Annotated in this window: 21 protein-coding genes; 16 read left to right on the forward strand and 5 right to left on the reverse strand. The window is 64.9% G+C overall.

The window, feature by feature from the left end; genetic code table 11:
- Window positions 1-108 precede the first annotated feature (108 nt).
- The gene (locus LSO07_RS02265) at window positions 109-1,050 is read right to left on the reverse strand and encodes a LysR substrate-binding domain-containing protein (protein WP_034783889.1); all 942 of its coding nucleotides are present in this window, start codon (window positions 1,048-1,050) and stop codon (window positions 109-111) included.
- Window positions 1,051-1,227: 177 nt separating this feature from the next.
- Between LSO07_RS02265 and LSO07_RS02270 the strand changes: the two genes are divergently transcribed.
- Window positions 1,228-2,415 carry an HD-GYP domain-containing protein gene (locus LSO07_RS02270; protein ID WP_230522825.1) on the forward strand — a complete coding sequence of 396 codons (1,188 nt, stop codon included), beginning with the start codon at window positions 1,228-1,230 and terminating at the stop codon, window positions 2,413-2,415.
- Here the strand turns inward: LSO07_RS02270 and LSO07_RS02275 are convergent.
- Window positions 2,412-3,458: a GGDEF domain-containing protein gene (locus LSO07_RS02275; protein WP_034783647.1), complete on the reverse strand. Its 1,047-nt coding sequence runs from the start codon at window positions 3,456-3,458 to the stop codon at window positions 2,412-2,414. The two genes, LSO07_RS02270 and LSO07_RS02275, sit on opposite strands and share 4 nt — an antisense overlap.
- Before the next feature lie 481 nt (window positions 3,459-3,939).
- Between LSO07_RS02275 and LSO07_RS02280 the strand changes: the two genes are divergently transcribed.
- The 14 genes from LSO07_RS02280 (at window position 3,940) to LSO07_RS02345 (ending at window position 17,167) form a co-directional block, all read left to right on the forward strand.
- Window positions 3,940-4,122, forward strand: coding sequence for a Flp family type IVb pilin (locus LSO07_RS02280; protein WP_034752975.1), 183 nt, complete (start codon window positions 3,940-3,942; stop codon window positions 4,120-4,122).
- A gap of 54 nt (window positions 4,123-4,176) precedes the next feature.
- The gene (locus LSO07_RS02285; protein ID WP_070280010.1) at window positions 4,177-4,710 is read left to right on the forward strand and encodes an A24 family peptidase; all 534 of its coding nucleotides are present in this window, start codon (window positions 4,177-4,179) and stop codon (window positions 4,708-4,710) included.
- A gap of 93 nt (window positions 4,711-4,803) precedes the next feature.
- Window positions 4,804-6,177, forward strand: a complete 1,374-nt coding sequence (locus LSO07_RS02290; protein ID WP_151092142.1) for an ATP-binding protein — start codon at window positions 4,804-4,806, stop codon at window positions 6,175-6,177.
- Window positions 6,174-7,031, forward strand: a complete 858-nt coding sequence (gene cpaB / locus LSO07_RS02295; RefSeq protein WP_151092144.1) for a Flp pilus assembly protein CpaB — start codon at window positions 6,174-6,176, stop codon at window positions 7,029-7,031. Before LSO07_RS02290 ends, cpaB begins: the two co-directional genes overlap by 4 nt.
- A gap of 18 nt (window positions 7,032-7,049) precedes the next feature.
- On the forward strand, window positions 7,050-8,501 hold the full coding sequence (locus LSO07_RS02300) for a type II and III secretion system protein family protein (RefSeq protein ID WP_151092146.1): 1,452 nt from the start codon (window positions 7,050-7,052) through the stop codon (window positions 8,499-8,501).
- 16 nt (window positions 8,502-8,517) lie between these two features.
- Window positions 8,518-8,820 (forward strand): hypothetical protein, encoded by a 303-nt coding sequence (locus tag LSO07_RS02305; protein ID WP_151092148.1) that lies wholly within the window; start codon window positions 8,518-8,520, stop codon window positions 8,818-8,820.
- The gene (locus tag LSO07_RS02310) at window positions 8,810-10,240 is read left to right on the forward strand and encodes a pilus assembly protein TadG-related protein (RefSeq protein ID WP_191909564.1); all 1,431 of its coding nucleotides are present in this window, start codon (window positions 8,810-8,812) and stop codon (window positions 10,238-10,240) included. The genes LSO07_RS02305 and LSO07_RS02310 overlap by 11 nt, the downstream gene beginning before the upstream one ends.
- Window positions 10,237-10,719, forward strand: a complete 483-nt coding sequence (locus tag LSO07_RS02315) for a TadE/TadG family type IV pilus assembly protein (RefSeq protein WP_151092152.1) — start codon at window positions 10,237-10,239, stop codon at window positions 10,717-10,719. Before LSO07_RS02310 ends, LSO07_RS02315 begins: the two co-directional genes overlap by 4 nt.
- Window positions 10,709-11,317 (forward strand): TadE/TadG family type IV pilus assembly protein, encoded by a 609-nt coding sequence (locus LSO07_RS02320; protein WP_151092154.1) that lies wholly within the window; start codon window positions 10,709-10,711, stop codon window positions 11,315-11,317. The genes LSO07_RS02315 and LSO07_RS02320 overlap by 11 nt, the downstream gene beginning before the upstream one ends.
- A gap of 52 nt (window positions 11,318-11,369) precedes the next feature.
- Window positions 11,370-12,539: an AAA family ATPase gene (locus LSO07_RS02325; RefSeq protein ID WP_034783630.1), complete on the forward strand. Its 1,170-nt coding sequence runs from the start codon at window positions 11,370-11,372 to the stop codon at window positions 12,537-12,539.
- Window positions 12,540-12,589: 50 nt separating this feature from the next.
- Window positions 12,590-13,936 (forward strand): CpaF family protein, encoded by a 1,347-nt coding sequence (locus LSO07_RS02330; protein WP_180277092.1) that lies wholly within the window; start codon window positions 12,590-12,592, stop codon window positions 13,934-13,936.
- 123 nt (window positions 13,937-14,059) lie between these two features.
- Window positions 14,060-15,037 carry a type II secretion system F family protein gene (locus LSO07_RS02335; protein ID WP_151092156.1) on the forward strand — a complete coding sequence of 326 codons (978 nt, stop codon included), beginning with the start codon at window positions 14,060-14,062 and terminating at the stop codon, window positions 15,035-15,037.
- A 118-nt stretch (window positions 15,038-15,155) separates the two neighbouring features.
- A complete protein-coding gene (locus LSO07_RS02340) occupies window positions 15,156-16,094 on the forward strand; it encodes a type II secretion system F family protein (protein ID WP_034783626.1) in 939 nt (312 codons plus the stop codon).
- A gap of 11 nt (window positions 16,095-16,105) precedes the next feature.
- Window positions 16,106-17,167 (forward strand): LytR C-terminal domain-containing protein, encoded by a 1,062-nt coding sequence (locus tag LSO07_RS02345; protein ID WP_151092157.1) that lies wholly within the window; start codon window positions 16,106-16,108, stop codon window positions 17,165-17,167.
- 64 nt (window positions 17,168-17,231) lie between these two features.
- Here LSO07_RS02345 and LSO07_RS02350 read toward each other — a convergent pair whose 3' ends face one another.
- Complete coding sequence (locus LSO07_RS02350; protein ID WP_151092159.1) at window positions 17,232-18,221, reverse strand: EDSAP-1 family PEP-CTERM protein; 990 nt, start codon at window positions 18,219-18,221, stop codon at window positions 17,232-17,234.
- 211 nt (window positions 18,222-18,432) lie between these two features.
- A complete protein-coding gene (locus LSO07_RS02355) occupies window positions 18,433-18,807 on the reverse strand; it encodes a hypothetical protein (RefSeq protein ID WP_151092161.1) in 375 nt (124 codons plus the stop codon).
- 162 nt (window positions 18,808-18,969) lie between these two features.
- Between LSO07_RS02355 and LSO07_RS02360 the strand changes: the two genes are divergently transcribed.
- Window positions 18,970-19,281, forward strand: a complete 312-nt coding sequence (locus LSO07_RS02360) for a hypothetical protein (protein WP_034783620.1) — start codon at window positions 18,970-18,972, stop codon at window positions 19,279-19,281.
- Between the two features lie 27 nt (window positions 19,282-19,308).
- On the opposite strand, the gene LSO07_RS02365 is transcribed toward LSO07_RS02360, so the two are convergent.
- Complete coding sequence (locus tag LSO07_RS02365; protein WP_034753599.1) at window positions 19,309-19,515, reverse strand: dodecin; 207 nt, start codon at window positions 19,513-19,515, stop codon at window positions 19,309-19,311.
- Window positions 19,516-20,323 lie beyond the last annotated feature (808 nt).

The following is a 20,323-nucleotide window of genomic DNA, read 5'->3' on the forward strand; positions in this document are numbered from 1 at the left end:
TGTGGGCGGCACATAACCATTTTAAATTTAAAATAGTTAATGTGGTCAGTGTAGAACGAGTCAGGAAAGGGGGCAAATACGCTTTGCCGATGGGGGTATAAGAAATACTTATGCCATGGGCGAGAGCACATTCGCCCCCACCCAGCGCCCGCTGCCGCACAGTTCGGCGGCCACTTGCAGCACGAGGTTTTTCACGGCGTTGCCCGCATTGGTGAGGGGAATGTTTTTCGAGGCGCACAGGGCCACCGTGCGCGACAGCACGGGGCTGTGGATGGCGTAGCTGCGCATGGCGCCGCTGTCCAGCTCGGCCAGCAGGGGGGCTGCCGGCAGGATGGTGGCGCCCATGCCGGCCAGGATGGCCGATTTCAGGATGGCGATCGAGTTGATCTCGATCACGTTTGCCGTTTCCAGGCCCAGCTCGCGCGCGCGGCTGTCGATGCGCGGGCGCACGCCATGCTGCAGGCCGGGCAGGATCAGGGTGGCGCTCAAGGCTTGCTGGAACGACACGGCATGGCCGGCGGGGGCGAATGGCGAATCGTTGCGGCAGATGAAGCGCATCTCTTCTTCCACCAGCGGGCTGCAGGCAAACGGCGTGAGCTGGCCATCGTCGAACAGCACGGCCAGGTTGATGCGGCCCGATTTGAGCTGTTCATTGAGGTTGCCCGTGATTTCTTCCGTCAATTGCAGGGTGATTTCGGGATAGCGTTCGCGCGCGGCCAGCAGCAGGGGCAGGGCCAGGGCGCCGGAAATACTGTGCGGCAAGCCCAGGGTGACATTGCCGGACGGCCGCGTGGCGCTTTGCGTGACGGCCGAGCGGGCGTCGGCCACCTGTTTCAGGATCGCTTGCGCATGTTCGTAGAACACCTTGCCCGCATCCGTGCTGAGCACGCCCTGGGCCGAGCGGTGCAGCAGCTGCACGCCCAGTTCCTCTTCCAGCTGACGCAGCTGCTGTGTCAGGGCCGGCTGGGCCACGTGCAGGATCAGGGCCGCGCGCGACAGCGAGCCGTGGTCGACGATGGCAACAAAGTAGCGTAATTGGCGCAGTTCCATGGGTCCCAGAAGCGGTGCGTTGAGCGGAAAAAACACGGTGTTGCGCCGCAGCGCCGAACGCGGCCAGCAGAATAACAATTTTGTTATACTCATTCTAGCGCCTTCGGTGCTCCAGCCGCGTATTTGTGGGATGACAGCATGCTCAAGAAAGTTGATTCGTCTCAATTAAAAGTGGGCATGTACATTCATGACCTCAGCTGCGACTGGATGACGCATCCATTCGTGCGCAACCGTTTCCTGTTGCGCAGCGACGATGAAATCCGCAAGATCATGCAAGCCGGCATCCACGACGTGGTGATCGACAGCGGCAAGGGCCTCGACGTGCAGGATGCGCCTACCGTGGCGCAGGCACAGGCCACCACCGAGCGCGAACTGGTGCAGATCGCCGCGGCGCCGCAAGTGGTCACGCGCGTGTCGCTGGGCATGGAACTGGCGCGCGCCACGCAAGTGCGGCGGCAGGCGGCCAGCCTGGTGCGCACGGTGATGGCCGATGTGCGCCTGGGCAAGGCTGTCGAGCTGGACCGCGTGCAGCACACGGTGCAGGACATCACCGAATCGATCCTGCGCAATCCCGGTGCCCTCGTCGGCTTGTTGCGCATCAAGACCAAGGATGACTACACCTTTTTGCATTCCGTCAGCGTGTGCGCGCTGCTGGTGGCGTTTTGCCGCTCTCGCGGCATCGATGCGGCCACCACGCACCAGGCTGGCCTCGGTGGCTTGCTGCACGACACGGGCAAGGCCCTGGTGCCCGACAGCGTGCTCAACAAGCCGGGCCCCCTCACGCCGGAAGAATTTGCCCTGATCAAGCGCCATCCGCGCGACGGCTACGAAATCCTGCGTCAGTCGCCCGAGGTGGGCGCGATTCCCCTCGACATCGCCCTGCACCACCACGAACGGCGCGATGGCAGCGGCTATCCGGACCAGCTGGCCGGCGACGCCATCAGCGAACTGGCGCAGATGGCCGCCATCGTCGACGTGTATGACGCGCTGACGTCCGACCGCAGCTATCACAAGGGCATCGCCGCCGCCGAAGCCCTGCGCAAGATCTATGAGTGGAGCAAATTCCATTTCAACCCCGTGTTCGCCCAGGATTTCATGCGCTGCGTGGGCATCTATCCGGTCGGCACCATGGTGATGCTGGAATCAGGCCGCCTGGCCGTCGTCATCGAGGCGCACGAAAGCAATCTGCTGGCGCCGAAAGTGAACGTGTTTTTCAGTACGAAGAGCAAGACCTACATCAAGCCGGAAACGGTCGACCTGTCGCGCGGCTTCGGCTTCGGCGGCGCCGACAAGATCGTCGGCCATGAGTCGGCGGCCAAGTGGCAGGTCGATCCCATGCGCTTTTTATCGCTGGCGGATGCCTAGAAGAATTCCGCCGTATCGTTCGAGGTAATGGTAGTTAACAGGCCCTTGGCGACCAGCTCGTCGTAATGGCAAGCCAGGTTGCGGCCATGGCTCTTGGCGTAATACAGGGCCTGGTCGGCGCGGCCGAGGATGATGACGGGCGCCTCGTAGGCGTTGATGCTGACGAAGCCCACGCTGACGGTCACTCGCCCCACTTGCGGGAAGTCGTGCGCTTCGACATTGGTGCGGAAGCGGTCGATGATTTTCTGCGCATTTTCCAGGGTGATTGAGCGCAGCAGCACGACGAATTCTTCGCCGCCGAAGCGGAAGATGCGGTCTTGCGAGCGGAACGACGATTGCAGCTGGTTGGCGATCAGGATCAGCACTTCATCGCCATACAGGTGGCCAAATTTATCATTGACCAGTTTGAAATGATCGACGTCGATCACGGCCAGCCATTGCCGTTCCGTGTCCGTATGGTGGCGCCGTTCTGCATCGACGGGAAGCGGCTTTTCCGCCTCCGGTTCGCCGCGGCTTTGCAGGATTTTCGCCAGCTGGTCGTCGAAGGTCTTGCGGTTCAACAAGCCGGTGAGCGAATCGCGTTCGCTGTAGTCGAGCAGGTTCTGGAAATTGCGGTACACGCTGACGATGCCGCCGATCACCTGGATGGTGGCGCCCGTGTACGGCGTGGGGTTGGTGATTTCCAGGCAGGTGGTGACCTGGTCGCCGATCCAGATGGGCAGCCACAGCAGGTGGCGGCCATCGGCGCACAGAGTGTCGGCGCTCGCTTCATGGCGCTTGATGCAGGCGGCCAGGGCCGGGTAGTCCGACAGCGGTTCGCCTGGCAGAGTCGGGTCGTTATGCTCTTCCATGCGGGCTACGCTGCCCGCCACGATGATGGCCCGCGACCGCACGAACACCTGGCCACGCACGGTGGTCAGGGCCAGCACACGGGTCTGCGACGCGGCAGCGAGTTCCTGGACGGCCGAGATCACGGAGATGTCGAGCATCGTGTGGTCGCGGTGCCCGGTCATGTCCACCATGTGTTTCAGTAGGGAATCCATTGTCGATCTCTGGAAAGTAGTCACACAAGTGTCGTCATACCAGCATTGCATCAAGCAAGAGCATGTTCGCGTCCGTCTACAAGAAGCCAAGATTTATTTGGTGGCATGACGCTCTTTACCGCCGGGCGAGAGGCCTTTCCAAAGAAGAGCTAAGCAGGATAATGTCTTTTTGCCTAATAGGCAATTAACGTATGCAATATTTCATGTAAATACATGAGATTCATGCACCGCATTGCAAAAAACTTGCCCTGACGAAGGCTTTCAATCCGGATCGCAACATTTGTTTGCGCCAGCCGGCATTTCAACAGGGTTTGATAATTTCCATATGGAAACTTGTGGCGCGTCAATTTGCCAAAACGTGGACGCTTTATAGTCAATGCAATGGCGCAGAAATTTACGGCAGGAAACATATTAGCAGGAATGGGCAATGTTTCACACCCGATTGCGCCAGGGACTTGTGATTCACTTTTGGGAGCTTGTCATGCATACCTTCCTGTCGGCAGTACAGCAGTTTGTCAAGGATGAGGATGGCATTACGGCAATCGAATACGGCCTGATTGCGGCCTTGATGGCTACCGCCATCACGGCCGGTTTCTTGCTGATCAAGACCAACTTGCTGGCCGTCCTCACCGACATTTCGTCGAACCTGGTGTTGACGCCCTAAGCGGGTGCCCGCCGCTGGCCGGCCAGTGGCGGGTTTTTTTTCAGGAGGTGTCGCATGCCTGCCTATGCCGTATTCGACCTGCTGTTGCTGTGCTTCGTGACGGGGGCCGCCGTCAGTGATTTGATCCGCCGCAAGATACCGAATGGCGTGGTGTTGTCCGGCATCCTTGCCGCCCTGGTGCTGCACTTGTGGCTGTGGCCGCAAAACGTGCTGCCGCTGTGGCTGGGCGGCATGGCCACGGGCTTTTTCCTGTTTCTACCGCTGTACGTGCTGCGCGGCATGGCTGCCGGCGACGTCAAGCTGATCGCCATGGCGGGCGCCTTTGCCGGTCCCTGGCCCGTGCTGCAGATCTGTTTCGCCACGTTTGTCCTGGGCGGCCTGATGGCCGTGCTGATGATCACCTGGCAGGGCAAGTGGCGCGCCTGCCTCGGCAATCTGCGCCAGCTGCTGTGGCCGATGATCGCGCGCATGGCCGGCATTCCCCTGGCGCCAAACGCTTTGGGCAGCGGCGCCAGCGTGGGCAACATGCCCTACGGACTGGCCATTGCCCTGGGCTGCCTGCTGGTGCAAGGGCGGCATTATTTCTGATTGGTATTCATTGCTCTTGATCAATGGGCACCGGTCCCCGCTCGCTAGAATGAATTCTGTTGAATGCAGTCTTAACCGGCTAGGAGACGCAGCATGACCGAGGTCGACTATTCCATGAGCACCGAGAGTGCGCCGCGCCCTGCCGATGCGAACCTGATGCCGCCCTTGCCGCCGCAGCCGAAGAGCTTGCGTGAAACGGGACTGGAGCGGCCCCTGGTGGTTGAACTGATCGCCAAGCTGATGTTTGTGAGCGGCAAGACGCACCTGTCCGCACTGACGACGCGCTTGCGCCTGTCGATCAATGTCTTGCGCGAAGTGCTCGACTTCATGGTGAGCGAGCAGATGGCCGAAGTGGCCTGGCGCGGGGAATCCGATATCGACGTGCAGTACCAGCTGACGAGCGCCGGCAAGCAGCGCGCCAGCGCCTTCCTCGAGCGCTGCGCGTATATCGGCGCCGCGCCCGTTACCCTGGAAGCCTACCGCGCCATGGTGGCGCGCCAGTCGTGGCTGGCGCAGGAGCAGCGCGTCGGCAGCGATGACCTGGCTGCCGTGCTGGGTGGCGCCCACGCGGGGCCGGGCATGCTCGACGTGGTCGGCGCGGCCCTGCATTCGGGGCGCTCGCTGCTGCTGTACGGTCCGCCCGGCAGCGGCAAGTCGACCCTGGCGCTGCAGCTGGGACAATTGCTGCACGGGCTGGTCGCCGTGCCGTACGCCGTCATCGTCGGCCACGACATCATCCAGTTGTACGATCCGGCCCAGCACTTGCCGCCCGCACCGCAGCATGTCAGCCATGCGCGCCAGGCGCTGGAGCGGCGCAGCACGGACATCCGCTGGGTGCTGTGCCAGCGTCCCGTGATCCACGTGGGCGCCGAGCTCGACGCCGGCATGCTGGAACTGCGGCTCGACGCCAGCGGCGGCTGCTACCAGGCGCCGCCCCATGTGCGCGCCAACAATGGCATGCTGATCATCGACGACCTGGGCCGCCAGCGCCTGGGCGCGCCGGAATTGCTGACGCGGCTGATGCAGCCGCTGGCGCACGGCAGCGACCAGCTGGGCTTGCCCGGCGGCGTGCAGATCTGCGTGCCGTTCGACAATGCCCTCGTGCTGGCCACGAACGTGCCGCCGGGCGAGCTGTTTGACGCCGCCTTGCTGCGCCGTATCGGCTACAAGGTGCATGTGGGGCCGCTGGCCGAGAGCGCCTATCGCGCGCTGTTCCGCCAGCAATGCCGGCTGGCCGGCATGGCCATCGACGAGCTGGCCCTGAACCATCTGCTGCACCTGCATGGCGCGCAGGGACGGCCCCTGCTGGCCAGTTATCCGCAGGAATTGCTGGCGCGCATAGGCGACTTCGCCGGCTTTGCCGGCTGCGAAGCGCGCCTGACGGTGGGCGCCTTGGAACAGGCCTGGGGCAGCCTGTTTGCCAGCTGCGACATGCCGGCCGCCAGCCTGTGCGAGCGTATCGCATGAAAAACCGGCGCGCCCTCCTGATGATGGGCCTGGCGGTCGTGCTGGGTCTGCTGGCCGTGCTGCTGGCCTCGCACTGGCTGCTGCGCCAGACGCCGGCCGGCAAGGGCAAGATCGTCGTCGCCGCCAGCGATGTCAACCTGGGCCAGCGCCTGACGCCCGAGATGCTGCGCCTGGCAGAGTGGCCGGCGGAAAGCTTGCCGCAAGGCGCGCTGCAAGACCCGGCGAAACTGGCGGGAAGGGTGCTGAAAACCAGCGTGCTGCGCGGCGAACCGCTGAGCGAAGCCAAGCTGGCGCCGGCCGGCACCCTGGGCGGCCTGTCGGCTCTCATCACGGAAGGGCGGCGCGCCATTACCGTGCGCGTCAACGATGTGATCGGCGTGGCCGGCTTCGCCTTGCCGGGCAACTATGTCGACATCATCGTGAGCACGCAGCAGGATTCTGGCGACCGCGCCTTTCCGCAAAGCCGCAACATTTCCAAGATCGTGCTCGAACGCATCCTCGTGCTGGCCGTGGCGCAGGAAGTGGGGCGCGACGAGACCAAGCCGCGCGTGGTCAATGCGGTGACCCTGGAAGTGACGCCGGAACAGGCGGAAAACCTGGACCTGGCGCGCAGCGTGGGCAGCCTGTCGCTGGTGCTGCGCAACCAGGTCGACCCGCAGCCGGGCGTGACGGCGGGCGCCACCAAGCTGACCCTGCTGGGAGGACCGCACGAAGCCGACGAGCCCGTTCCTGCCGCCGCGCCCGTGCCGGCCGCAGCGCCGCGTCCGGTACGCGTGGCCAAGGCGCCGCCGGAGCCAGCGCGCCAGTGCAGCGGCGTCATCGATGGGACGCGCCAGTCGCGCGAATGTTTTTAGCCAACCATGGACACGCTCATGAACCGCGCCCTGCTGATACTGTGCTGCCTGCTGTCGCCGCTTGCCGGCGCGGCGGCCGATCCTGGCCCGCGCTGCGGCGGTGAAGCGGCCTCGCCCGGGAACCTGCAACTGCAGGTGGGCAAGTCGAGCATGCTGCGCCTGCCCGAGGCGGTGCTGGCCCGCAGCGTCGGCAATCCTGCCGTGGTGCAAGCCATGCTGGTGGCGCCCGACACCTTGTATGTGGTCGGCGTCGACGTGGGCAGCACGAACATGATCATCCAGGGACGCAGCGGCGTGTGCAGCGTGGTGAACGTCAGCGTCAGCATGGACCCGGCCGGCTTGCAGGCAACTCTGGCGGCGCTGATGCCGGACGAAAAAGCCATCCGCGTCACGGCCGTGGCCGACACCCTGGTGCTGTCGGGCACGGTACAGGACGCGGGCGCCGTGCTGCGCGCCGTCGAGCTGGCGCATGCGTACGTGCGCCGCGCCACGGTGCCGCTGGCGCTGCCCAAGCCCGCCGATGGCGCCGCCATGCCGCCCGCCGCCACGGCGCCCGCTGGCGGCGCGGGCAGCGCGAACAGCCGCATCATCAATATGCTCGACGTCAGTGCGCCGCAGCAAGTGATGCTGGCCGTGCAGATCGCGGAAGTGTCGAAGTCGCTGCTGGAACGGCTGGAAGTGGGCGCCACCCTGCGCTTTGCTTCCGGCAGCTGGGCCACCACCTTGCTGTCGAATTTCTTGAGCGGCACGGCCAACGGCCTGCTCGACGTGCGCAAGTCGAATGGCCAGCAGCTGACCATCGAGGCGCAGAAACAGGATGGCCTGGTGCGCATCCTGGCCGAACCGACGGTGATGGCGATCAGCGGGCAAGAGGGCAGTTTTCTGGCCGGCGGCAAGATATTCATTCCCGTCGGCCAGGACAACAACAAGATCACGCTGGAAGAGCGCGAGTACGGCGTCGGCCTGCGCTTCACGCCGACCGTGCTGTCGGGCGGGCGCATCAATCTGAAGGTGGCGCCGGAAGTGTCGGAACTGTCGCGCGAAGGGGTGGGCATTTCCGCCGCCGGCGTCAGCGGGCGCTCGATTTTGCCCGTCATCACCACGCGGCGCGCCTCGACCACGGTGCAGCTGTACGACGGCCAGAGCTATGCCATCGGCGGCTTGATCAAGAACAACCAGGTGAGCAACATCACGGGCTTGCCCTGGCTGAGCGAAGTGCCGATCCTCGGCGCGCTGTTTCGCAGCACGGATTTCCAGCACGACCGCACGGAATTGTTGTTCGTCATTACGGCGCACCTGGTCAAACCCTTGCCGGCCGATGCCGTGCTGCCGACGGCGCAGCTGGCACCGCCGTCGCGCATGGACTTGATGTTGGGCGGCAAGATGGAAGGGCCTGTACCCTCGGCGCCGCCGTCCGTGCCGCCGCTCGTGCCGCCACCGCGCGCGGCCAACGGTTTCGAGTTGAAATGAGACGGGGAGATACGCCATGCCGAACTCGCTCTTGACGTCGCTGCGGCGCCTGGCCGCCCTGGCCCTGGCCTTGCAGCTGATCGCCTGCGCGCACGGCAGCACGCCGCAGCTGGACCGCCGCTTCGGCGACGCCGTGCGCCTGTCCATGGCGCAGCAGGTGCGCGATCCGGCCGGCGCGGGCAATCGCACGCCGGCAGATGGCCTCGACGGCCCCAGCGCGCACGCCGTCATGCAGCGCTACCGCGCCTCGTTTGCCGAACCGAATGCCCAGGCGCCGCAGCCGGTGCAATTCATGCTGGGAGGCGGCAATGGCAAATAGACGCCGGCGCCAGCGCGGGGCGATGCTGATCGCCTTTTCCATCCTGCTCATCGTGGTGTTGGGCTTTATCGGCCTGGCGCTGGACGTGGGGCAAGTCATCGGCCGCAAGACGGAACTGCAGAACCTGGCCGACAACGCGGCGATGGCGGCGGCGGCGGAGCTGGTGGGCACGCCCGAGGGCCTGCTTGTCGCCGTGACGAAAGCCAAGAGCAGTGCGGCCGACCGCAGCGCATGGCGCCGCCGCATGGAGGGCGCGACCTTGTCGGACGCCAGCATCCGCTTCGCCAGTGCGCCCGACGCGCCCGCCAGCGAATGGCATGCGGCGGGCGCCGTGCCCGACGCCGCCACGGCGCTGTTCGTGCGCGTCGATACGCAGGCCAATGATCCCTCGCTGGGGCGGGTGGCGACGGCGTTCCTCGGCGCCTGGTCGCCGGCGCTGCGCACCCTGGACACGGGCGCGCGCGCCGTGGCGGGGCGCAGCAGCTTGAATCTGATGCCGCTGGCTGTCTGCGCGCTGTCGGCCAGTGCCGCCAGCCCGCGCACGAATGCGGCACTGCTGCCGGCCGTCGAGCTGCTGGAATATGGCTTTCGCCGCGGCGTGGCGTATAACTTGTTGAAGCTCAATCCGCACGGCCCGGCGGCCGAACATTTCGTGCTCAATCCGCTGGGCCGGCCGGGCGTGGTGGGACCGTCGCAGCAGGTCAGCGAATCGAACGTGTTGCCGTTTGTCTGCAGCGGCACGGTGCTGTATCCGCGCATCGGCAGCGCCCAGGTGCATGTGCACCGGCCTTTTCCCGCCGCGCTATGGACGGCCTTCAATGCACGCTTCAACCAGTATCCGGGCAGCGGCTGCCATCCGGTGGTGGCGCCGTCCGACACGAACATCCGCGCCTATCCGAATACGGCGGCGAACTGGTGGATGACGAATGCGCCCGATGCGCCCAGTGCGCTGAGCACGGGCAATCCGCTGCTGTCCGTGGCCGATCCGGAGTCGAATGCGACGCCGCCGGCGGTCGGCAGCTACGGGCCGCTGTGGTCATTTTCCAGGGCGGCCAGGTACAGCAACCCGAAGCCGGCCGGCGGTTATCCGCCGTTTGCCACCACCGACTGGCCCAAACTGTATCCGGCCACGCCGGCCGCCCCGGCCGCCAAATCCAGCTATCCGACCGACAAGTCGCCGTACCTGACGCTGGCATACCAGACGGCGCCGACCGGCAACGCGGGCCTGGCGCAGCGGCGTTTGCTGCACATTGCGCTGCTCGCCTGTCCCGTGCCGGCCGGCAGCGACGTGCTGGCCCAGGTGCTGGGCATCGGCCGCTTCTTCATGACGGCGCCGGCCAGCAATGGCGTGCTGAGCGCCGAATTTGCCGGCCTGGCAGCCGAGGGATCGCTGATCGGCCCGGCGGAGCTGCTGCAATGAAGCCGGCCTGCCGCGCGCCACGCCGCCAGGGCGGTGTCGCCGCCATCGAGCTGTCGCTGATCCTGCTGTTTTTCATGGGACTGCTGCCCTTCGTGCTGCTGTTCGGCCGCGCGCTGCTGGTGTACACGGCCCTGCAAAAAAGCGTGCACGATGCGGCGCGCTACATGGCGACCATGCCGCTGCCGCAGATGGGCAGCATCGGCACGGCGAACCAGGGCGCCGCCCTGGCCCGGCAGATGGTGGTCGATGCGATGGCGGAAAGCTGGCCCGACATGGAGGCCGCCAGGGTCAACGTGGATTGCGTGTATGCCGACGATTCCTATGGCTGCGGCAGCTACGCGACGGCGCCGCTGCAGGTGCGCATCAAGGTCACCGTGGACATGCCGGTGGATTTCCTGCCTGAGCTGACCCGCAAGTGGCTGCCGCAGCTGGAGCCGATTCCCCTGCGCGCCAATGCGACATTGCGCTATGTTAATTAATCTGCGCCCCCGCCGGCAGCGCCAAGAGGGCGTCTTCGCCGTCGAATTTGCCATGCTGGCGCTGCTGTTCTTTTTGTTTCTGTTTGCCATGCTGGAAATGGCGCGCGCCGTGTACGTGTGGAACATGGTGCATGAGATCACCCGGCGCGCGGCGCGCGCTGCCGCCGTCACCGATTTCAGCAATGCCGGCGCCTTGCAGGCCGTGCGCACGCACGCCGTGCTGCGCGCCACGCCGGGCACGCTGCCGCTGGGCGGCGGCATCGGCGACGCGCATGTGCGCATCGATTATTTGTCGGAGAGCAGCGGCGGTGCCGCGCTGGCGGCAGTGCCGGTGACGGTGCTGCCGGGCTGCCCGCAACGCAACCGCATCAATTGCCTGGACGATCCGCATGGCGCCAGCTGCATCCGCTTCGTGCGCGCGCGCCTGTGCCAGCCGGGTCTCGGCGCGCGCTGCGAGGGCGTGCCCTACCGGCCCATCCTGCCGCTGCTGGGGGTGATGTTTCCTTCCGGCGCAGGCGCCATACGTTTGCCCAGCGGGACCACCATGGCGGTGGCCGAGTCGCTGGGCTATCCGGACAATCCCGGTTTTTGTCCATGAGCGCCGCTTCGCTGGCGCAGCCGAATGTGTAGCCTTGAATGAAGGAGGGGCGATGAAAGCCTTGATGATTACCCGCGACGCCAGCTTGCACGATGAAATCGCGGCGCAAGGCGCGGCCCGCATGCCCGTGCTGCGGCTGCTGGACCGGCGCAGCGGCCTGCGCGACGCCGTCGAGCGCATGCTGGCCGAAGCGCCGGAACTGGTGATCGTCGACGCCAGCGGCATCGATGCCGACGAGGCCGACCTGCTCGAGCGCCTGGCGCGCCAGTATCCGCTGGCCGTGCTGATGCTGCTCACGCGCGGCCAGCAGCAGGATGTTTTGATACGCGCCATGCGCGCCGGCATGCGCGAAGTGCTGCAACTGCCGCTGGTGCACAAGGCCTTCCACGAGGCGATGGACAGGGTCGATATCCAGGCCGGCGTGACGCAGATGCGCGACGGCAAAGTGCTTGCCTTCATCTCTTGCAAGGGCGGCAGCGGCGCCACCTTTTTGTCGACGAATTTTTCTTATGCGATGGCGACACTGGCCGGCTGCAAGGTGTTGCTGATCGACCTGCACGGCCAGTTCGGCGACGCCACCCTGTATGTCTCGGACCAGAAACCGGCCATGACCTTGTCCGACATCTGCGCGCAGATCGCGCGCATGGACGGCGCCTTTCTCGCCTCGTGCCTGGTGCACGTGACGCCGAACTTCGGCGTGCTGGCGGCGGCCGACGATCCCGCGCACAAGGTCGACATGCAGCCCGAGCACATGGACCGCATCCTGGCCGTGGCGCGCCAGCACTACGACTATATCGTGCTCGACGTGGGACGCCAGATCGATGCGCTGTCGCTGCGCGCGCTCGACAACGCCGACGCCATCTATCCGGTGCTGCAGCTGGCCTTGCCGGACATCCGCGACGGGCGCCGCCTGCTCGACATTTTCCGCTCGCTCGGCTATCCGGGCGAGCGCCTGCGCCTGATCGTCAACCGCTATGAAAAGGGCGGCCGCCTGCGCCTGGCCGACCTGGAGCAGGCGCTGGGCGCGGAAGTGGTGCACACGGTGCCCAACGATTACATTGCCGCCACCGATTCCGTCAACCAGGGCATCCCGCTGCTGCAGCTGTCGCGTACCAGCGCCGTGGCGCGCAGCCTGGCCGAACTGGTGGAACTGGTGACGGCGCGCCGCGTGACGGAAAGCCGCGGCCTGTTCGACCGCCTGTTCAGCCGCAGCGAGGCTTAGGACAGGAAGAGATGTCAAGGCTCCCGCCGGGAGCCATCATGGGAGCCGAGATGACTTTACGCGAACGCCTGGCGGCGAATGAAACGGTGCGCCCCGCCACCAACGCACAAGGCGCGCTGGCGCTGCACGCCTACCAGGAACTGAAAAAAACCATGCACCAGACGATACTCGACCGTATCGACCTGGAACGCCTGAAGCGCCTGACGGCCGAGCAGTTCAAGCACGAGCTGGCGCTGCTGGTGCAGCGCGTGATCGAGGAAGAACGCATCGTGCTGAACCAGCATGAGCGGCATAGCCTGGTGCTCGACATCCAGCACGAGATGCTGGGCTTCGGTCCGCTGGAACCGTTGCTGGCCGATGCCAGCGTGTCCGATATCCTCGTCAATACCTGCGACAAGGTGTATGTGGAGCGGGGCGGGCGGCTGCAGCTGACGGACGTGACCTTCCACGACAATGCGCACCTGATGAAGATCATCGAAAAGATCGTCTCGCGCGTGGGACGGCGGGTCGACGAATCGAGCCCGATGGTCGACGCGCGCCTGCCGGACGGTTCCAGGGTCAATGCCATCATTCCGCCGCTGGCCGTCGATGGCCCGATCCTGTCGATCCGGCGCTTTGCCGTGCAGCCTTTGACGATCGCCAACCTGCTCGACTACAAAAGCCTGACGCCGCCCATGGTGCAGGTGCTGCAGGCGCTGGGGCAGGCCAAGGTCAACATCCTGATTTCGGGCGGCACGGGCAGCGGCAAGACGACCCTGCTCAACGTGCTATCCGGCTTCATCCCGGGCAGCGAGCGCATCGTCACCATCGAGGATGCGGCCGAACTGGCGCTGCGCCAGCCGCACGTGGTGCGCCTGGAAACGCGCCCGCCGAATATCGAGGGCAAGGGCGAGGTGAGCCAGCGCGCGCTGGTGCGCAATGCGCTGCGCATGCGGCCCGACCGCATCATCCTGGGCGAGGTGCGCGGCGCCGAGGCGCTCGACATGCTGCAGGCGATGAACACGGGCCATGAGGGTTCGCTGGCGACGATCCACTCGAACACGGCGCGCGACGCGCTGGCGCGGCTGGAAAACATGGTCGGCATGGCTAGCGTGAACCTGACGCCGCGCGCCACGCGCCAGCAGATCTGTTCGGCCGTGACGGTGGTGATGCAGGTGTCGCGCCTGACGGATGGCGCGCGCAAGCTGGTCAGCCTGCAGGAAGTGACGGGCATGGAGGGCGACATCATCGCCATGCATGAAATCTTCCGCTTCGAGCAGACGGGCGTCGATGCCGCCGGCAAGGTGCTGGGCCACTTTTGCGCCACGGGCGTGCGGCCCCGTTTCACGGAACGCTTGCGCATGTTCGGCGCGCCGGTGCCCGACAGCGTGTTCGACCCCGACCGTATTTACGAATGAAAAACCTACTGCGCGGCGCGCTTTGCGGCCTGCGATGCTCACTGTGCTAAAGCACAGCTCCGCTTCTCAGCCACAAATCACATCCGCTCGCTACGGTTTTCTTATCTGTTTTATGGAGGCATCATGGACCTGGTGTTCTACGGCTTTGCCGTGCTGCTGTTCGCCGCCTGCATCCTGATGGTGGAAGGCGCCTGGCTGTGGTGGTCGGGTACGCACGGCAGCGCGGCGCGGCGCATCAACCGGCGCTTGCGGCTGATGGCGGCGCGCGGCGAGGCGGGCGGCGAGCGGGTCTCGATCCTCAAGCAGCGCCGCTATGCGCGCTCGCCCGGCCTCGAGCGTTGCCTGCGGCGCCTGCCGCAGGCGGCACGGCTCGACCACCTGCTGCTGCAATCGGGCTTGTCCTGGTCGGTGGCGCAGTTCCTGGGCGGTGCGGGCGGCTTGCTGCTGCTGGCGCTGCTGTGGCTGGCCATCTGGCCCATGCCGTTACCGGGCGCCTTGCTGCTGCTGGGCGTGGCAGGCGGCGGGCCGTGCATGGTCGTGCTGCGCGCGCGCGCCGCGCGGCTGAAAAAGATCGAGGCGCAATTGCCGGAAGCGGCCGATTTCCTGGCCCGCGCGCTGCGCGCCGGACACTCGTTTTCGAATGTGCTGCAGATGGTGGGCGATGAACTCAATGAGCCGATCAGCGGCGAATTCAAGATGGCGCACGAAGAGATCAATTACGGCGTGCCGATGAACGAGGCGCTGCAAAACCTGGCCGCGCGCATTCCGCTGACGGACTTGCGCTACCTCGTCATTGCCGTGCTGGTGCAGCGCGAATCGGGCGGGAACTTGGCCGAAGTGCTGGTCAGCATCGCGCGCATCATCCGCGCCCGTTTAAAACTGCTGGGACAGGTGCGCGTGCTGTCGGCCGAGGGGCGCATGTCGGCCTGGGTGCTGGGCTTGATGCCGGTGGTGATGATCGGCGTCATGGCGCTCGTCAACCCGCAATACATCAGCCTGCTGTGGACCGATCCCAGCGGCATCAAACTGCTGTGGTACGCGGCCGGCATGGTGGCGCTGGGTGTCGTGTGGATGCGCAACGTGATCCGCATCCGCATCTAAGAGATCCTCTGAAAAAAGTCCATGGCGTTGTTGCGTCGCCTTGTCGTACTTTCGTACTGCCTTCGGCGACACGCCTAGCCCTGAACGTTTTGTCAGTCGATCAACCGGAGGAAATGCCATGACTGGCTCGCAACTGCTGTTTCTGTTGATTGTCTTCGCCGTGGTGGTGGCGCTGGCCCTGCTGGCATGGCTGATCTTCTTTCCTGGTGCCTTGCGCCAGCGCCTGTTCGGTTCCATGGCGCCGGCCGCCAGCGAGGCGGTGGCGGAAAACGGCTGGGTGGAGCGCGTGGCGCGCGTGGCGCAGCCGTTCAGCAAGCTGTCGCTGCCGGAAGAGGGCTGGGAGCGCTCGCCGCTGCGCACGCGCTTCATGAACGCGGGCTGGCGCCAGGCCAGCGCGCCGGCCCTGTACTTCGCGGCGAAGAGCGTGCTGGCCCTGCTGTTTCCCACCGTGCTGGGCCTGTATGCGGCCAGCGCCATGGCGGCGCAGTTGCGCAGCGTGCTGCTGTTGCTGCTGTGCGTCAGCGCCACCATCGGCTATTACCTGCCGAACCTGGTGCTGGCCAGCACGGCCAAGCGGCGCCAGCGCGACATCTTTGAAAACATCCCGGACGCGCTCGACTTGCTGACCGTCTGCGTGGAAGCGGGTCTGAGCCTGGAGCGGGCGCTGGTGAAGGTGTCGGGCGAAATCCATATCAAGAGCGTGGTGCTGGCACAGGAGTTGCAGCTGGTGCTGATGGAAATGCGCGCCGGCTTTTCCAAGGAAAAGGCGCTGCGCAACCTGGCCCTGCGCAGCGGCGTGGAAGACGTCGATACCTTGGTCGCCATGCTGATCCAGTCGGAACGCTTCGGCACCAGCATGGGCGATTCGCTGCGCGTGCATTCGGAAAACCTGCGCGGCAAGCGCAGCCTGCTGGCCGAGGAGGCGGCAGCGAAGATTGCCCTGAAACTGCTGTTCCCGCTGATCTTTTGCGTCTTTCCCACCCTCATGCTGGTGCTCATGGGGCCGGCCGTGATCGAAGTGTATCGCGTGCTCGTGCCGGCCATGGCCAGCCGCTGAAAGGAGCTACCATGCGCTTGACGATTTCCCGCCTGGCCGCCGCCTGTGCCTGTCTGGGCCTGGGCGCGTGCGCCAGCCACACGGCGCACGCGCCGCTGCTGCCGGCGCCGCCCGCTGCCGCTGCCGATGCCGCCTACGTGGCGGGACGCCAGTATTTTGATGCGGGCGACCTGCCTGCCGCGCAAGCGGCGTATGCGCAAGCCTTGCGCGCCGCGCCGCGCCATGTGAATGCGCGCAACGGCCTGGCCGTGCTGCACGCGCAGCGGGGCGAGCACGATGCGGCGATTGCCCATTGGCTGGCCTTGACGCAGGAGGCGGGCACGCCGCAGCCGCAACAGGCATATCTGTTCAGCAATCTCGGTCATGCTTATTATCTGAGTGGACGCGATGCGCAAGCCTTGCCCGCGCTGGAGCAGGCGTGTCTGCTCGACCCGCTCAATGCGCTGGCCTGGCAGCATCTGGCGCAAGTGCTCGAACGGCTGGGGCAACACGCGCGCGCGGCCGTCATGCGGCGCCAGGCGGCCAGCTTGCAGGAGCACGATTTGCGGCGCGACATGGCTGTCTTGCGCAAGGAGGCGCCGCCGCACGGCGTACCCGTGGCCGCGCCGGTGCCGGATGCGCCCGCCATGGCGCGCATCGAGATCACGCAAGGCGAGGGCATGGCCCGCTTGCAGCGTGTGCCGGCAGCCGTGCGCAGCGTGCCCGTCGCCGTTGCCGTACCCCGTCCGCGCCTGGAAATTGTGAATGGCAATGGCGTGCCTGGCTTGGCCGCCGCACTGGCGCGCAGCCTGGCCGGCAGTCCCGTGCAGGTGGTGCGCCTGGCCAATGAGACCAGCTTCCAGGTGGCGCGCACGCGCGTCGAATACCGGCCCGCGCAGGAGCAGGCGGCGCGCCAGCTGGCCCGCCAGTTGGGGATGCAGGTACAAACCCAGGTGCAGACCCAGGCCGCCGATTGCCCTGTCAGCGAGCTGCGCCTGGTACTGGGGCGCGACCTGAGCGATCCGGCCATGCTGCACCGCTATTATCTGCAGCAGTTGCAGCTGGCGCGCCAGGCGCTGGCGCGACTCGGTTAACACGCCTCTGTTGATGCAAAATAAAACGGCGCCCAGGAGGCGCCGTTTTATTTCATGCCGCTGATTATTGTGGCTGGCGGCGCCGCGTAAAAGCCAGGGCCGCCAGTCCCATGCCCAGCAGGAACAGGGTGCCCGGTTCCGGCACGGCCAGGGGATCGATGACGACGATGTCGGTGCGCGTGGACTTGGAAAAGTTCAAGGTGTAGCTGCCAGCCGGCAGGGCGAAATTCGAGGTCAGGGAAAACATCGCAAAGCCATTCGTGAAGGCGCGCCCGGTGGCCGGGTCGTTGGTGCCTGCCGTCATGTTCAGGCTGAACGGATCCAGGCTGCCGACCGTATGGTTGCCGTTGATGTCGCTGCCATTGTTGGCATCGCCATCAGGTGCGAACTGGAAGATCACGCCATCGGCATTCGCGTTCGACAGGCAGCCGACGGGGCTGGCGCTGTTGCAGGAGATATTGAAGATATCCATGATCGACACGTTCGACTTGTCGCCCATGGTCGTCACGCTGGTGCGCAGGTCGCGCCGTCCCATGAAGCTGAAGGTGATGAAGCCGGCGCTCGACAGGGTCAGGTTGACGGAGCCGGTGAGCGTGTCGCCGGCCGTGGACGTGGCGGCACCGACCGTGTTGCGCTGGGCTTCCGCCACGGCGCGCACCGTGGCGCCGCCATTGAGCATGTTGCCGAAGGCATGTGCATCGCCGCGGGCGAACTCCAGGGTGGAACTGGGGCTGGGGGCGTAATTGTTTTGCGGCAAGCCGCTGCAGCCTCCGCCCGAGCACACTTGCAGCACGTCGGCGTTGGCGGCCGGCCCCGTATTGACGGCACGCGGATTGACGGCCACGCCGCCTTCGAAAAACGCGCTGTCGCTGGCATTGCGGTTCGCGCCGGCCAGCGACAGCGCGCCGGCGCTGGTGGTGATGCGGAAATTGTTCAACTCATTGACGGCCAGGCCGTACGCGCCGGCCTGCGCCTGGCCGCTGGCCAGCAGGCTTGCCGCCGCCAGTGCGCCCAGCCAGCCCAGGGTCTTGCTTCGTGTGTGATCGACGTTCATCGCAGCCTCTTATCGTGGTCAGTCTCGAAAAATCCGGGGGACAAAGAATCCAGGATGACTTGCCTGGATTCATCTCGTAGACAGGGATAAGCAGCTTGCGTGCCACACAAAAAAATCACGTGAAATCAATTGCTTGCGCAAAGCGGACCGAGCTGGCGGGAGCAAAGTGTAAGAAAGGCCGACGCCGCTTGGCGGGTGGCGCCGGCCAGCCTCAGGTGCCCCGGTGATAGCCGAGGTGGCCACCGGAATTGCGTGCGCAGCCGCATCCGATGCGCGCCACTTCCTCGCCTTCCGTCAATTTCCAGTTGGTAATCGTTGTGTGATTCCAGTCGATGTCGCTTTTCTTGACAGGTTTGACCGTCAGGGTGCGTGCTTCCGCATCCGTGTACTCCATCAGCTCCTCATCGTCGGCGATGTCGAAATGGCGGTGGATCAGGGAAATGCCGAAGCGGTCGAGCGCGCCATAGCGTTGCAGCACATCGCGCAGTTCGCGAAAGCAGGCGAGATCGTCGGGCAGCAGCGGATCGACGGCGGAAATATCGGCAACGGGCTGCCATTGCATGGCGTGGATGTTCAGGCTGTGCATGATAGGCTCCTGTGCCCCATGATGATAGGCCCAGGCTGGCAGAGGGGCGCTGGCACGCCTGGCGAAATACCCATCATGGACGCAAAGCCGCTGCGGCGCTTGCGCCGGATCAAAGGTGCGGCACATCGCCTCTCGTCCGATCATTGCCCGGTAAAATAGGCCATGGCAAACAAAACCCCCACCTTCCCCGGCGCGCGCACGGGCCGCGGCCAGGTCCTGGCCGTGCTGCTGTCGAACCGCGACCAGTCCGGCGCCGAACCGCTGCAAGGCCGCGTTTCCCTGGCCGCCATCGTCAAGGCGCTCAAACGCAAATACCACTGGCCCATCGAGACGCACAGTTTTCCCGCCAACACGCAGGATGGCCGGGCCAGCTGGGCGACCGTCTACAGCCTGCCGGAAAAGGTCATCGAGACCGCGCTGGAGGCCGGCGGCCGGGAGTGGCTGGAAAGCCGGGGAGCGGCAGGGCGGCGGTGAATGCGCCGCCGGCCTTAATCGATCCGTTTACTCGAGCCGGAAGCCGACCTTGAGCGTGACCTGGAAGTGCGCCACCTTGCCGTCGACGATATGTCCCCGCGACTCGGTCACTTCATACCAGTCCATGTGCTTGACCGTCAGCGCCGCCTTGGCAATGGCATCGCGTATCGCCTGATCGCTGCTCTCGGTCGATGTGCCAACCAGTTCGATCAGCTTGTAAGTGTGTGCGGACATGATATTTCCCCAGATAGGCAAGCCAGACATCGGGAGCCTGCTTTGCGCAAGCACGTGCTCATCTTGCGCCTAAATGTGCGGGACGTCATTGCGCGGTGCAGCAATGCGCGGGCGAGGCTGGCGAAGGCCTGCGTCATGCTGGCGGCATTGCGGTCGATTCAGGCTGCGGCTTTAGTCGAACGTGCGTGGTTACTGGGATGCTACTTTAGTGCTGTGCGAGGATGAAACTTACATAGGGCTGAAAGTCTGCAGACGTTATCCTTCACGCGCCATTTGCTTCAGCGCGGGGGAGCTCCCCGTCTGCCTTACTCCACACTCTGTGGTTGCATAGGCACATCTTATTCGCCCATTGCTGCGCGAGTCAGGGCGCTCTGCGTAGATGGTTACAGATGATCTTGGTTCCAATCTCCTCGGCCATTTTCCACCGTCTGCAGTCATTGGTGAAAAAAATGTTCCTCGCTTCTTACTCCTGCGAAATTGAATGCCGACGTCACACACAGTAACCGCAAATGCACTGAGGTTTGTCACGGTGATACTAAGTCCGATGGACGAAGGCGCGCCACCTAGCGGAATGGCGTGCGCGGGACTCACCCTAAGCTTGACGCGAGATTTATCGAGTCCGTGCCACGTGTTGATGATGCCTAGAACGGCGCCAAGAAATGCTATGGCCAATGTAGTTATTTGGAGCAACGTCACTCCCTGTATTGCCGAACTCAAAGTCTCTACCATGATTGGTCCTCAGATTGCAATGTTGCTATCTTAGCATTTTAAATGGCCTGTTATAAAACGATGCTTTTTTGATTGTCAA

It is taken from the genome of Janthinobacterium sp. PLB04 (assembly GCF_021165895.1).
Classification (GTDB): domain Bacteria; phylum Pseudomonadota; class Gammaproteobacteria; order Burkholderiales; family Burkholderiaceae_D; genus Janthinobacterium; species Janthinobacterium lividum.

What these genes read in the sequence shown, in the direction of transcription:
- LSO07_RS02265 (WP_034783889.1), bottom strand. Translation starts at nt 1,050, where the DNA reads ATGGAACTGCGCCAATTACGCTACTTTGTTGCCATCGTCGACCACGGC.
- LSO07_RS02270 (WP_230522825.1), top strand. Translation starts at nt 1,228, where the DNA reads ATGTACATTCATGACCTCAGCTGCGACTGGATGACGCATCCATTCGTG.
- LSO07_RS02275 (WP_034783647.1), bottom strand. Translation starts at nt 3,458, where the DNA reads ATGGATTCCCTACTGAAACACATGGTGGACATGACCGGGCACCGCGAC.
- LSO07_RS02280 (WP_034752975.1), top strand. Translation starts at nt 3,940, where the DNA reads ATGCATACCTTCCTGTCGGCAGTACAGCAGTTTGTCAAGGATGAGGAT.
- LSO07_RS02285 (WP_070280010.1), top strand. Translation starts at nt 4,177, where the DNA reads ATGCCTGCCTATGCCGTATTCGACCTGCTGTTGCTGTGCTTCGTGACG.
- LSO07_RS02290 (WP_151092142.1), top strand. Translation starts at nt 4,804, where the DNA reads ATGACCGAGGTCGACTATTCCATGAGCACCGAGAGTGCGCCGCGCCCT.
- cpaB (WP_151092144.1), top strand. Translation starts at nt 6,174, where the DNA reads ATGAAAAACCGGCGCGCCCTCCTGATGATGGGCCTGGCGGTCGTGCTG.
- LSO07_RS02300 (WP_151092146.1), top strand. Translation starts at nt 7,050, where the DNA reads ATGAACCGCGCCCTGCTGATACTGTGCTGCCTGCTGTCGCCGCTTGCC.
- LSO07_RS02305 (WP_151092148.1), top strand. Translation starts at nt 8,518, where the DNA reads ATGCCGAACTCGCTCTTGACGTCGCTGCGGCGCCTGGCCGCCCTGGCC.
- LSO07_RS02310 (WP_191909564.1), top strand. Translation starts at nt 8,810, where the DNA reads ATGGCAAATAGACGCCGGCGCCAGCGCGGGGCGATGCTGATCGCCTTT.
- LSO07_RS02315 (WP_151092152.1), top strand. Translation starts at nt 10,237, where the DNA reads ATGAAGCCGGCCTGCCGCGCGCCACGCCGCCAGGGCGGTGTCGCCGCC.
- LSO07_RS02320 (WP_151092154.1), top strand. Translation starts at nt 10,709, where the DNA reads ATGTTAATTAATCTGCGCCCCCGCCGGCAGCGCCAAGAGGGCGTCTTC.
- LSO07_RS02325 (WP_034783630.1), top strand. Translation starts at nt 11,370, where the DNA reads ATGAAAGCCTTGATGATTACCCGCGACGCCAGCTTGCACGATGAAATC.
- LSO07_RS02330 (WP_180277092.1), top strand. Translation starts at nt 12,590, where the DNA reads ATGACTTTACGCGAACGCCTGGCGGCGAATGAAACGGTGCGCCCCGCC.
- LSO07_RS02335 (WP_151092156.1), top strand. Translation starts at nt 14,060, where the DNA reads ATGGACCTGGTGTTCTACGGCTTTGCCGTGCTGCTGTTCGCCGCCTGC.
- LSO07_RS02340 (WP_034783626.1), top strand. Translation starts at nt 15,156, where the DNA reads ATGACTGGCTCGCAACTGCTGTTTCTGTTGATTGTCTTCGCCGTGGTG.
- LSO07_RS02345 (WP_151092157.1), top strand. Translation starts at nt 16,106, where the DNA reads ATGCGCTTGACGATTTCCCGCCTGGCCGCCGCCTGTGCCTGTCTGGGC.
- LSO07_RS02350 (WP_151092159.1), bottom strand. Translation starts at nt 18,221, where the DNA reads ATGAACGTCGATCACACACGAAGCAAGACCCTGGGCTGGCTGGGCGCA.
- LSO07_RS02355 (WP_151092161.1), bottom strand. Translation starts at nt 18,807, where the DNA reads ATGCACAGCCTGAACATCCACGCCATGCAATGGCAGCCCGTTGCCGAT.
- LSO07_RS02360 (WP_034783620.1), top strand. Translation starts at nt 18,970, where the DNA reads ATGGCAAACAAAACCCCCACCTTCCCCGGCGCGCGCACGGGCCGCGGC.
- LSO07_RS02365 (WP_034753599.1), bottom strand. Translation starts at nt 19,515, where the DNA reads ATGTCCGCACACACTTACAAGCTGATCGAACTGGTTGGCACATCGACC.